General features: G+C 40.4%; 11 protein-coding genes. 7 read left to right on the top strand and 4 right to left on the bottom strand.

The genetic code is table 11. The features are described from left to right. Positions 1-245 precede the first annotated feature (245 nt). From A4G16_RS03250 to A4G16_RS03230, 5 genes are all read left to right on the top strand, one after another. Positions 246-584 carry a P-II family nitrogen regulator gene (locus A4G16_RS03250; protein WP_165888676.1) on the top strand — a complete coding sequence of 113 codons (339 nt, stop codon included), beginning with the start codon at positions 246-248 and terminating at the stop codon, positions 582-584. A 21-nt stretch (positions 585-605) separates the two neighbouring features. Next, positions 606-1910, top strand: a complete 1305-nt coding sequence (locus tag A4G16_RS03245) for an ammonium transporter (RefSeq protein WP_165888675.1) — start codon at positions 606-608, stop codon at positions 1908-1910. 297 nt (positions 1911-2207) lie between these two features. Continuing rightward, complete coding sequence (gene pepE, locus A4G16_RS03240) at positions 2208-2912, top strand: dipeptidase PepE (protein ID WP_165888674.1); 705 nt, start codon at positions 2208-2210, stop codon at positions 2910-2912. Between the two features lie 11 nt (positions 2913-2923). Next, entirely contained in the window at positions 2924-4216 is a 1293-nt protein-coding gene (gene dcuC / locus A4G16_RS03235) for a C4-dicarboxylate transporter DcuC (protein WP_165888673.1), read from the top strand. A 52-nt stretch (positions 4217-4268) separates the two neighbouring features. After that, the gene (locus tag A4G16_RS03230; protein ID WP_165888672.1) at positions 4269-5540 is read left to right on the top strand and encodes a M20 family metallo-hydrolase; all 1272 of its coding nucleotides are present in this window, start codon (positions 4269-4271) and stop codon (positions 5538-5540) included. A 169-nt stretch (positions 5541-5709) separates the two neighbouring features. On the opposite strand, the gene A4G16_RS03225 is transcribed toward A4G16_RS03230, so the two are convergent. Further along, positions 5710-6141 (bottom strand): organic hydroperoxide resistance protein, encoded by a 432-nt coding sequence (locus tag A4G16_RS03225; protein WP_165888671.1) that lies wholly within the window; start codon positions 6139-6141, stop codon positions 5710-5712. 152 nt (positions 6142-6293) lie between these two features. Further along, positions 6294-6797: a YiiD C-terminal domain-containing protein gene (locus tag A4G16_RS03220; protein WP_165888670.1), complete on the bottom strand. Its 504-nt coding sequence runs from the start codon at positions 6795-6797 to the stop codon at positions 6294-6296. A 215-nt stretch (positions 6798-7012) separates the two neighbouring features. On the opposite strand from A4G16_RS03220, the gene A4G16_RS03215 reads away from it, so the two are divergent. Together A4G16_RS03215 and A4G16_RS03210 are read left to right on the top strand one after the other, a co-directional pair. Next, positions 7013-7873, top strand: a complete 861-nt coding sequence (locus A4G16_RS03215) for an AraC family transcriptional regulator (protein ID WP_165888669.1) — start codon at positions 7013-7015, stop codon at positions 7871-7873. Between the two features lie 127 nt (positions 7874-8000). Next, positions 8001-9230 carry a pyridoxal-phosphate-dependent aminotransferase family protein gene (locus A4G16_RS03210; protein ID WP_165888668.1) on the top strand — a complete coding sequence of 410 codons (1230 nt, stop codon included), beginning with the start codon at positions 8001-8003 and terminating at the stop codon, positions 9228-9230. 101 nt (positions 9231-9331) lie between these two features. Here A4G16_RS03210 and A4G16_RS03205 read toward each other — a convergent pair whose 3' ends face one another. Both A4G16_RS03205 and allB read right to left on the bottom strand, forming a co-directional pair. Further along, positions 9332-10690 (bottom strand): NCS1 family transporter, encoded by a 1359-nt coding sequence (locus A4G16_RS03205; RefSeq protein ID WP_237052386.1) that lies wholly within the window; start codon positions 10688-10690, stop codon positions 9332-9334. Positions 10691-10692: 2 nt separating this feature from the next. Continuing rightward, positions 10693-12075 carry an allantoinase AllB gene (gene allB, locus A4G16_RS03200; protein ID WP_165888667.1) on the bottom strand — a complete coding sequence of 461 codons (1383 nt, stop codon included), beginning with the start codon at positions 12073-12075 and terminating at the stop codon, positions 10693-10695. Positions 12076-12164 lie beyond the last annotated feature (89 nt).

Here is a 12164-nt window from a genome sequence, read left to right as displayed (position 1 = left end):
AGTGTCAAATTGGATTGTTTCGCTTTTCATTGTCGGCTCGGTAATGATGTTGGTGATATACCAAGCTTGGTAGAGAAATTTTCGGAATTGAAAGACATTGAGCAGCGTGTAGAAATCTAAGCCAAGCGGTCATTTTTGGCAAAAATTTTGCAAAAAGCAGTTACTTATTAAAAATATATATTGAATTAGTTTTTTTAATTGTTATCATAAATATAACTAATCACACATAAAATACAGGAGTTAACATGAAACAAGTAATTGCAATAATAAAGCCTTTCAAGCTTCAAGATGTTAGAGAGGCATTATCTGATTTAGGCATTTCAGGGATGACTGTAACAGAAGTTAATGGATTTGGCAGACAAAAAGGTCATACTGAAAGTTACCGTGGTGCAGAGTATGAAGTTGATTTCCTACCTAAAATAAAAATTGTCTTGGTCATCTCTGATGAAATGCTTGATTCAGTGGTACAAACCATCATCCATGCCGCTCATACAGGAAAAGTGGGGGACGGAAAAATATTTGTCTCACCAGTTGAGCAAGTCATTCGAATCCGTACAGGTGAAACGGATAACGACGCAATATAGGAATCTCATTAGGAACATTTTATGAAAAAATACTTTCTGCTTTCTTCTTTTCTTATCCCATCATCTAGCTATGCTGAAACAAATTGGTGGAGACCACTTTCTGAAATTAATGGGGGAGATACCGCTTGGGTCATGATTTCAGCCATCTTAGTGCTTTTTATGACTATACCTGGACTTGCTCTGTTTTATGGTGGCATGGTTCGTAAGAAAAATATTCTCAGTACCATGATGCATAGTTTTTCTGTTACTGCATTAATTAGTTTTTTATGGATAGCTATCGGTTATTCACTTGCCTTTACAGAAGGTAATGCTTTTATCGGGGGCTTTGACCGCATATTCTTAACAGGGATTGGCTTAGACTTGGCTAACAATACCGGCACCATCGCACCTAATGCAAGTTCTATTCCTGAAACTGTATTTATGTTTTTCCAAATGACTTTTGCTGTCATATCTGTTGCCATTATTTCGGGTGCTTTTGCCGAAAGAATCAAATATTCCGCGATGATGTGGTTTTCCGGGTTATGGTTCTTATTTGTTTATGTGCCAACTTGTCATTGGGTTTGGGGAGGTGGCTTTATGGCAGCAGGTGGTGTATTAGATTATGCTGGTGGCACTGTAGTACATATCAATGCAGGGATTGCAGGACTAGTAGCAGCTATCGTTATAGGTAAACGCGTTGGTTATAAAAAGGAGGCTATGCCACCTCACAATATGGCATTCACTCTTATTGGTGCTGCAATGCTATGGGTAGGCTGGTTTGGGTTTAATGCAGGCTCAGCTGTTGCAGCAAATGCTTCTGCCGGAATGGCTCTTGCCGTAACCCAAATTTCTGCCGCAGTTGGAGCATTAACATGGCTTTTATGTGAAAAATTAGCAGGACACTCCCCATCATCGCTTGGATTAGCATCCGGATCTGTGGCTGGTTTAGTTGGCATTACTCCAGCGGCAGGTTTTGTTGATCCACAGGGCGCTCTTTTCATCGGCAGCTTAACTGCTGTTGCTTGTTATGTCTCTGTGACAGTAATAAAACATAAACTTGGCTATGATGATTCATTAGATGCGTTTGGTATTCATGGTTTTGGAGGAATAGTCGGTGCATTACTGACCGGAATTTTCTTCAATAACACCGTATTTTCAGGCGATGCTACTGTGACTTCTCAATTACTGATACAAGTAAAAGATGTAATGATTACCGTCATTTATAGCGGCATAGTTAGCTTCATTCTGCTTAAAATTATTAGTTTTATTTGTGGTGGTCTACGTGTAGAAAAAGATGATGAACGCCAAGGTTTAGATATTAGTATTCACGGAGAGCGTGTTGAATAATTCAGATAAAACTTTCTATCCCCCTTGTAGCCTAAAATAACTCAATCTTCCTCTGAGCAACGAAGATTTGTTGATCTTATTTTTAAATTAGCATAGCAGACAAACGGACTTCTATGCTAAATTCTTTGTAAAAGCAACCGCTTGTAAAAATTTCTTTTATTCTTTGCCTATTACTTGACATAAATCACCCCTTTTTATTCTAAGCCAGCTATAATCATAGCTAAGCTCAAACATGAAAATGTTTATCTGTATCAAACTTTATTCATATATTTAAAATGAAATAAAAAGGAAATTACGATGAAAACAATGTTATTAATGAGTGGTTCTAAGTACAAAAATACGGAATATTTGGTCCACACTATTCCGTGGTTAAAAAGCTTTTTAGCAGATTACCAAGGTAAAAAAGTCGCTTTTTTACCTTATGCCGGTGTTAGACGTAGCTATGATGAATACGAAAGTACCGTTAAAACCGCACTAGCTGATTTAGAATTAGAAATTATCTCCGTGCATCGAGGCACTAAACACACCGACATTATTGAACAAGCCGATGTAATCGCAGTTGGTGGCGGTAATACATTCTGTTTGCTCAAGCAGATGTATGAAAACAATGTGTTAGACTGTATTCGCCAAAAAGTCGAGAACGGTACACCCTATTTTGGTTGGAGTGCAGGTGCAAATGTGGCGGGCAGTTCAATTATGACTACTAATGATATGCCAATAACTTATCCGCCCTCCTTTCAAGCATTAAATTTATTTCCTCATCAAATTAATCCGCATTTTATTTCCGGCAAAATTCAAGGTCATAATGGCGAAAGCAGAGAAGAACGCTTAGCAGAATTTCTGACTGTTAATCCAACTGCGTTGGTTTATGGCTTACCGGAAGGCACTGCCTTACAGATCAAAGGAGATCAAGCGGTCGTTTTAGGAGAAAATTCTGTATTACAGTTCAGCCAAGCTATGCAATTAAAAACCCTTGAACCATATTCAACTTTTACCTATTAAGGAGATAATCTATGGAAACCTTCAATCTTGTGATTGCAATAGTCGGGATTATTGCAACCATCTATCTATTAATCAAAAAACACGAAACCCGTACAGTGCTCATTGCTATCGGGTTAGGTATGGCTATTTTGACCCTGCAACCAATGGCAGCTCTTGATGCTTTTGCTAAAAGTATGACCTCAGGCGGGTTAATTATGGCGATTTGTTCGAGCATGGGTTTTGCGTATGTAATGAAATATACCCAATGCGATAGCCACCTCGTCCAATTATTAACGAAGCCGTTAAGCGGATTAAAATTCTTTTTAATTCCTGTAGCAACTATTATCACCTTCTTTATCAATATTGCTATTCCATCGGCTGCGGGCTGTGCGGCTGCTGTGGGGGCAACCTTAATTCCGGTACTAAAATCTTCAGGCGTTCGCCCTGCCACCGCTGGTGCAGCGATTCTTGCCGGTACATTTGGTTCAATGATGAGCCCAGGTTCCTCACATTCTGCGATGATTAGCGAAATGTCCGGCTTAACTATCACTGAAGTCAATCTCTCTCACGCACCTTATACGATGATAGCTGGAGCAATTGGTGCAGTAATGCTGACTATTATCGCAATCATCTTAAAAGATTACGGCAAAGAGCACCGTGATGCTTATTTAGCTGAATCAAATCACACTCACACAGCTGAAACCAAAACTAACCTGTTATTTGCAATTGCCCCTTTAGTGCCATTAGTGATCTTAGTTATTGGCGGTACTTCTTTACAGCAGATAAGTTGGTTAAATTGGACCAAAATGGGCGTGCCTCAAGCAATGTTAATCGGCGCTATTTATGGTCTCATTGTTACCCGTACTTCACCGGCTAAAATTACCAATGAATTCTTTAACGGTATGGGCAATGCCTATGCAAATGTATTAGGCATTATCATTGCTGCTGGTGTTTTTGTGGCAGGCTTAAAAGCCACCGGTGCAATTGATGCGGCCATTGAATTTTTAAAACACTCAAACGAATTTGTCCGCTGGGGTTCAACTATCGGTCCATTCCTAATGGGTGTGGTAACCGGCTCGGGCGATGCTGCCGCTATTGCCTTTAACACCGCTGTTACACCACATGCGACCGAATTAGGTTACACCCACGTGAATTTAGGTATGGCAGCCGCTATTGCAGGGGCGATTGGTCGAACCGCTTCCCCAATTGCAGGCGTGGTGATTGTGTGTGCCGGTATTGCTGGGGTGAATCCGGTTGAAATGATCAAACGAACCGCTCCGGGAATGATCCTTGCTACCCTATTCCTTGCATTATTTATGCTATAACCAAATTGCCCTTTACCTATGGTAAGGGCATTTTCTTAATGAGGAGAACATCATGAGCCTTTCATTAGAACAACTGATTCAATTACGCCGTGAATTTCACCAATTTCCAGAAACAGGCTGGAGCGAATTTTGGACAACCAGCAAAATCGCTGATTATTTAGAGGCTATCGGATTCCAAATTCTATTAGGTAAAGAAATTATCCATCCGGATTTTGTACGTGGCCGCAATAAAGCGATTGTCGAAAAAGGCATCCAACGAGCCATTAACTATGGAGCGAACCAAAAATGGTTAGACAAAATGGACGGCTACACAGGCTGTGTGGCGGTGTTTGATTCTGGCAAACCGGGCAAAACCGTTGCCCTGCGTTTTGATATTGACTGTGTAGATGTGTGCGAAACCAAATCGCCACAGCACCGAGCTAACCAACTTGGATTTGCTTCCATCAACGAAGGTGAAATGCACGCTTGTGGTCACGATGGACATATTACCATCGGCTTAGGTGTTGCTCATTGGTTAATGGAGAATAAAGATAAACTCAATGGCAAAGTAAAAATTGTCTTCCAACCTGCAGAAGAAGGCGTACGGGGTGCTGCAGCCATTGCCGCAAGCGGTGTAATTGATGATGCCCATTATTTTGCCAGCTCGCATATCAGCTTTTGTGCCAATTCCGGCACGGTGTTGGCGGATCCGAAAAATTTCCTTTCCACCACCAAAATTGATATTCGCTACAAAGGCAAACCGGCACATGCAGGGGCAGCTCCCCATTTAGGACATAATGCGTTACTTGCAGCCGCTCATGCAGTTACTCAACTGCACGGGATTTCCCGCCACGGCGATGGTATGACGAGAATTAATGTCGGCGTTTTTAAAGCAGGTTCCGGGCGAAATGTGATCCCAGCCGATGCCGAGATTAAACTTGAAGTAAGAGGCGAAAATAAAGAGATCAATCAGTATATGGTGGATCAAGTGATGCAAATTGCTAAAGGGATTGCAATTAGCTTTGATGTAGAATATGAAACCGAAATTATGGGTGAAGCGGTGGATATGCATAATGATGCTGAATTAGTAGAACTCATTAAAGAGATTGCTATCGCACAGCCACAGGTTCACAGCAGTGATAGAGAATATGCCTTCAACGCCAGCGAAGATGCCACTGTTTTAGGGCGACGAGTACAAGATAACGGTGGAAAAGCAATATACTTTATTATCGGAGCGGATAGAGCCGCCGAACACCATCAAGCCGAATTTGATTTTGATGAGGAACAACTCTTAACAGGTGTGAATATCTACACCTCTTTGGTGGAAAGATTACTCTCCAAGTAAAATAAGCCCTGAATAGTGATCTGACGACAAAAAGTTAGATTCATTTAATTCAAGGACTGCGTTCTGTATGCCCTACACCTTAATTGGTTATTTAGTCCAAGTTTAATAGGAGCAGATCAACAAGCGGTCAAATTCTTGCAAAATTTTGCAATTTTTTGACCACTTGTCATTATAAATCAAAAGATTGAATTAAATTCACGTGCAAACGCGTTTCCACATTGCCACGCACCGCGTTGGAATAAGGGCAAACTTCGTGTGCTTTTTCAATCAGCTTACGTGCTTCTGCCTCGCTGACGCCTTCAACAGTAATGGTAATATCTAAATCTAACGAAAATGCACCGTCTGCTTTTTGCCCGATCCCCACCGCTACGCTTGTAGAGGATTTGGTTGGTTTAATTCCTAACGTTGGGGCAACGTGGTTCATCGCACTGTCAAAACAAGCGGCATAACCCATTGCGAAAAGCTGTTCAGGGTTTGTACCTTGTTTGCCTGTTTCGTTTTGGAAACCGACTAAATCAAAGCCGACTGAGCCATCATCAATACGAGTATGCCCATCACGGCCACCTGTTGCAGTTGCTGAAGTGTGGTAAAAAATTTTCATTGTAAACTCCTAAGTAAACTAAGTGAATATGTTGGAATGGAGAGTATTATAGGTAGAATATGAAAAAATCGTTATTGCATTTCTCCAAATTACTTGCCTAATTCTCTGTCTTTATAAAAACCTATAAAAATACCGCTTTTACAGGTTGATCTTTAACCCTTTCCAGAATAGATAACAAACTCTCCTCTCCAATGTGCTGATAACTGATTATTGCTTAATAATCGGCATTCAATGTTGAGCGAACCTTTGCCAAAGCGTTGTAGCATTTTTTGACATTTTTTAATTTGCTCAACAGAAACTGGTTGGCAAAGTGCAACTAAATCAGTTGTTACAGGTAAGATATAATCAATTTCGCTCTGTTTGATAACGATATGAACATTATAATTGGATTGCACAAACGCAGATACCCAGCCACAAGCGGTAGCTATCAACGCTATACTGCCACCAAACATCGTATTATGGTGATTACAATTTTTAGCAAAATTTGCTCGCAAACGCACCGCTTGTAAGTCAGCTTGTTCAAGCCGAACATCAAGTAACGCTATGGCTGGAATTTGCTGATAAAGCCACTCTTGCAAAGTGTTCAATTCGGATTCGGGGCTTTTTACCGCTTGTTCAAATTGGTTGGTTAAATCATTTTTATCAAACACACTCATTTTTTATGCTCTTTTAGCTAGATAAAGTTGTTCACCTAAGCGGTCTAATAAGCTTATTTCGGATTCTAACCACGCTAAATGTTCTTCCTCATCTTTTAAAATGTTCTCCACTAATATTGTGTGAAATTCGTTTCCTGTTGGAATGGTGCAAATTATATTGCTCAATTTGCCGAACTGTTATACGATTTCTCCAAATTCCTTGCCTAATTCTTTAGATGTTTACTTCAGATTTAATCCAACGCTTAACCGCTCTTTCACCCAAAAATGAAGTGTGGCACACGCCTATTCAAGGCTTAACAATTCACTGTTGTGACCAGCCCACTCAACTTTCTTCCTATATTCAAGAGCCGAGTATTTGTATTGTGCTACAACAGAGGCGACAAATTTGTAATGGCGGAGAATGTTATCTATTTGGGCAGGGGCAGTTTATGTTTTGCCCTGTGAATTTGCCTGTTACTATAGAAATTCCACAGGCAACTGAGAACGAGCCCTATTTGGGCATTTCAATGAAAATTGATTTGCAAACTGTAGCTAAAGTGTTGGCTCAGTTGCCAAAAAATTTTGTAAAAAAAGCCGAAAATCAGACCGCGTTCGGACAATGGCAACTTGAAAGTGGGCTAGAAAATGCGTTTACTCGCCTGCTGAATTTGCTCGAAACACCAAATGACATTGACTTTCTTGCCCCGCTAATTCAACAGGAAATTTATTACCGCCTGTTGCAAAGTGATCAAGGCGAAAAATTACAAAATCTGCTTAAGCAAGATTCGCATACCCATCTGATCAGCCGGGCGGCAATATGGATTGAGCGGAATTTAAGTCAGTCGTTTACGGTTGAAATGCTCGCCTATCAAAGCAGTATGTCGGTATCAGGTTTTCACAATCACTTCAAAAAAGTCACCGGAATGTCGCCATTGCAATATCAAAAACGACTAAGGCTCACGGAGGCACAAAGATTGATTAAGCAAGGTAAAGCAATTTCAGAAACTGCTTACGAAGTCGGCTACGAAAGCCCAAGCCAATTTAGCCGAGAATATAAACGCTATTTCGGGTTATCACCTAGTAATAAAAGCGAATAAATTTCAAACAATCCATAAATAATTTGTGCAAAAATTTATATAACATTCCAAAATATTGGGTAATCACAAATTTTTATTGTAGAATCCATAAGTTTTTTTAATTGAAATAAAATATAGGAAAATTATTATGCAATTCAGAGAAATCAATCCTTCCCCACGTTTATTAATGTGCCCCGGCCCGACAGATGCAGACCCGCGTGTATTACGTGCTATGTCAGCCCCAATTTTAGGGCAATTTGACCCTGAGTTTACCTCACTTATGAATGAAACCATGGAAATGGAACGCCGCCTTTTCCAAACTAAAAATGAACAAACCTATGTGGTCAACTCAACCTCTCGTGGTGGTTTAGAAACCGTGCTGACAGCGGCAATTTGCCCGGGCGATAAAGTATTGATTCCTGCATTTGGGCGTTTTGGTTATTTATTAAATGAAATTTTATCTCGTAGCGGCGCTGATATTACGATTATTGAAAGAGAATGGGGAACCGTTTTCGAGCCTGAAGAGATCGAAGCTGAATTGAAAAAAGGTGGCTATAAAGCTGTTGCGATTATTCACGGTGAAACCTCAACCTCAATGATGCAACCATTAGAAGAAATCGGCAAACTTTGTAAACAATATGATGCCATGTTAATTGTCGATACGGTTGCAACCTTAGGCGGTGTGGATATTCGTGTAGATGAATGGGGTATTGACGCTTGTATCGGTGGAACACAAAAATGTATCTCGGCCCCCTCAGGCACGGCATTAATTACTTATAACAAACGCATTGAAGAGATTATTGCAAAACGTAAGCGTGTAGAACAAGGCATTCGTGTGGACTCTGATGTGGATGGCACATTACCGCAAATTCCAAGTAACTACTTAGACTTAGCACAGTTACAAGATTATTGGAGCCCACGCCGTTTAAACCACCACACGGAAGCAACCAGTGCTCAATACGGTATTCATGAAGCCTTACGTATTATTTTACAAGAAGGTTTGGAAAACCGTTTTGCCCGCCATATTTTAAACGACAAAGCACTATGTGCCGGTTTAGAAGCAATGGGCTTAAAAATCTTCGGTGATCGCAAACACAAAGCCCCGGTGGTAACCGCATTCCACATTCCGGAGGGCATTACCGGACCGGCATTGCGTAGCGATATTTTAAACCACTTCGGCATCGAATTAGCCACCTCGTTCGGCCCGTTAGACGGCAAAGTAATTCGTGTGGGCAATATGGGCTTCTCGAGCCAAAAACGCAACGTGTTATTAACCTTAGGCGCGTTAGAAGCCGTATTATTAAGCCATAAAGTAAAAGTACCTTCGGGTGATGCTGTAGCGGCTGCCTTAGCAGTGTATAAAGACGCAGAAAAATAATTCTAACTTTTTACAACATAAAAACGGCTAGTGCTTTAATACTAGCCGTTTTTATGTTCAGTCATCTTATACAAGCGGTAAAATTTTACCGCTTGTATCTGTTATTTATGCTCTAAAATCGTGCCTTTACGGAAAGATTCTGAGCTTTTGAGTGATTTCATTAAAATGTAGTAGCTTAAACCTGATGGGAGCAAGCTCACATACCAAGAAAGATCAACAATAACCAATGAGCAGAGTGAACCGATAGCAATCGCAATAATCGCTGCCCAGTTAATACCTTTGAAAATACCGTCTTTATTGTAGAGATCGTTTACATTGAGTTTTTGTTTTCTCAAGATGTAATAATCTACCACCATTACCGCAAAGATCGGACCTAAGAATGCAGAGTAGATTTTAATGAATAACGATAAGCCATCAGCCGATTCTGCTGTTACCAATTTCCATGGCATTACACACATTGAAAGAATACCCACTAAAATGGTTGCGTGTGACCATTTCATTTTGAATGAATCCATTAAAATATATGATGGCGGTACAATGTTGTTAAGCACGTTAGTCGTAATTTGCGCAAAGGCGATAAATAATAAAGTAATTACCGTTAAGAATTTGTTATCCATCGCTGTTGCAAAAACTTGGATTGGGTCGCTGTTGCCTGTTGCCGCGGTGACTAATAACCCGATTAATCCCATAAAGAGCGTTACAGGTAAAATAGAAAGCACATAGATAACGCCAGTTGTGACTGAGCCTGTGCCTTGTTTTACGTGGCGGGAATAGTCTGAGGCATTTAAGATCATAGTTGAATAAATACCTAAGAATGCCGTGGTTGCCGCCCAGAATGGCATTCCCCATGAGCCTTCAATGCTTGAAAAACGGTTACCGATTTCCACCGAGAACTGGGTTTTTACGACACAAAGCATATATGCCAAAATACCAATTAAGAAAACGCAAGACACATTTTCTAACCATTTAATGCCTTTAAAGCCGCTGATCGATAAAGCAACTTGTAATGCGGTAAATAGCACATAAACAATCGGTAAATTATCAAAACCAAATAGGAGATTTAAACACATATTGATGGCACCGGCACCCACCCAGCTTTGGAAGCCGAACCAAACAATAGCTGGTACACCACGTAAAATACCCGGGATTTTCACCCCTGTAGTACCAAAAGAGCTGCGTAATTGAACTGGGAATGGAATACCGTATTTATGACCTCCATTACCAATTAGCACTAAGCCGATAGCAATAACCACACAGCCAATTGACATTGCCAAAATTGCTTGTGTTACTGTTAATGCCCCGATTAAACTTGCTCCCATTGAGAATGTACCGATAGATACACAGCCTCCTAAGAAGCTTGCCCAATAGGAGAAATTATCCATAATTCGCTCCTTGGTCGGCTGAAGATCAGGATTAACTCCTCTAGCCAACTCAGGATTGAGTTCTTTATTATCCATCATAGTTATACTCCTTGTTGTGTTTTGCGGATGAATTTACCAAAACCTTTGCTGTCGGTTAATTTACCGTCTTGGGCGATGACTTTACCACGCACGATGGTGCAAACCGGTAAGCCTTTACCTTTTTTACCCACGTAAGCAGATATTTTATTCACATACTGTAGTTCTTCTGCTTTGATTTCCCATTCTTTATTTGGATCAATAATAGTGAAATCCGCATCAAAACCAATTTGAATATCGCCTTTTTGTCCATAAATACCGAATGCTTTAGCCGGTAATTTTGCCATGGCATTAGCTAGAACAGTCGGCGAAATACCACGCTTTACACAGCCTTCATAGAACACCACTTGCACACAGCTTTGAATACCGCTAATACCACCCCAAACATCAAACACATTTTCAATTTTTTGGCCTAAAATTTCATTGTGCTTTTCATCATAAGAACAAGGAGAATGGTCGCTACCGATACCGCTAAATGTACCGTCAACCACATAATCCCAAAGGCGATCAACATCAGATTTAGAACGTAACGGCGGTGCACATTTAAATAACGGACCTTTTTCAATCACATCATCTTCGCTAAAACAGAGATAATGAGCGCAGGTTTCTGCGGTAATATCATAGCCTTCTTGTTGGGCTTCTTTGATTTTTTGGGCAACATCAGGGTGGCTAACATGACAGATATGCGCTTTACAGCCGGTAACTTTAGCAATTTCAATAATATTAATAGTTGCCAGCATTTCTGCGATAAGTGGGCGGGAATCTAAGAAAGCTTTCCAGTCTAGACGACCTTTGTTTTTCATTCTTTGCTCTTGCCATTTAATCGTTGAGAAATCTTCACAATGGAAACCGGCACGTCCACCGAATTTTTGGATAATTTCCATTGCTTCATAGGTTTGACCGTAGTTGAGAGAGGCATAATCAGGAGAAACAGGCCCAATAAAGGATTTTAATGCAACACAGCCTTTATCATTTAATTCGCCTAAATGTTCAAAATTACTCGGCACTAACCCACCCCAGAAACAATAATCCACATAAGCATTTGGCGACACTTTTGCAATTTTAGCATCAAAAATTTTGCCATCGGTTAAAGCTGGCTCATTTTGTAGTGGCATATCAATAATAGTTGTATAACCACCAACCGCCGCTGCCGCTGTACCATGTTCATAATCTTCACGCCATTCATAGCCAGGGTCATTTAGATGAGCGTGGGTATCAATAGCTCCCGGAAAAACATAATGTCCTTTTACATCAATGACCTCAACAGCCTCTGGCACAGAACCATCGTCTAAGATCGCTGCGATTTTACCTGCCTTGACTGCAATATTACCGTCAAAAATGGTATCAGATAAAACTATCTTCCCATTTGTGATAACGAGATCATACATAGCCAAATACTCCTTATAGTTATGTTTGTATTTAATTTTCTAGTTATTTTTCTTCCCTTTTGGGAAAATCATTCATCCTGCAAAAAATA

Source organism: Mannheimia granulomatis (genome assembly GCF_011455695.1).
Classification (GTDB): domain Bacteria; phylum Pseudomonadota; class Gammaproteobacteria; order Enterobacterales; family Pasteurellaceae; genus Mannheimia; species Mannheimia granulomatis_A.
This window is presented reverse-complemented; position numbering and strand designations above follow the sequence as displayed.

Bases quoted from the DNA above. Each gene is read 5' to 3' on its own strand.
- allB (WP_165888667.1), bottom strand. From the start codon at position 12,075: ATGTATGATCTCGTTATCACAAATGGGAAGATAGTTTTATCTGATACC.
- pepE (WP_165888674.1), top strand. From the start codon at position 2,208: ATGAAAACAATGTTATTAATGAGTGGTTCTAAGTACAAAAATACGGAA.
- A4G16_RS03215 (WP_165888669.1), top strand. From the start codon at position 7,013: ATGTTTACTTCAGATTTAATCCAACGCTTAACCGCTCTTTCACCCAAA.
- A4G16_RS03210 (WP_165888668.1), top strand. From the start codon at position 8,001: ATGCAATTCAGAGAAATCAATCCTTCCCCACGTTTATTAATGTGCCCC.
- A4G16_RS03230 (WP_165888672.1), top strand. From the start codon at position 4,269: ATGAGCCTTTCATTAGAACAACTGATTCAATTACGCCGTGAATTTCAC.
- A4G16_RS03225 (WP_165888671.1), bottom strand. From the start codon at position 6,141: ATGAAAATTTTTTACCACACTTCAGCAACTGCAACAGGTGGCCGTGAT.
- A4G16_RS03205 (WP_237052386.1), bottom strand. From the start codon at position 10,690: ATGATGGATAATAAAGAACTCAATCCTGAGTTGGCTAGAGGAGTTAAT.
- A4G16_RS03245 (WP_165888675.1), top strand. From the start codon at position 606: ATGAAAAAATACTTTCTGCTTTCTTCTTTTCTTATCCCATCATCTAGC.
- dcuC (WP_165888673.1), top strand. From the start codon at position 2,924: ATGGAAACCTTCAATCTTGTGATTGCAATAGTCGGGATTATTGCAACC.
- A4G16_RS03250 (WP_165888676.1), top strand. From the start codon at position 246: ATGAAACAAGTAATTGCAATAATAAAGCCTTTCAAGCTTCAAGATGTT.
- A4G16_RS03220 (WP_165888670.1), bottom strand. From the start codon at position 6,797: ATGAGTGTGTTTGATAAAAATGATTTAACCAACCAATTTGAACAAGCG.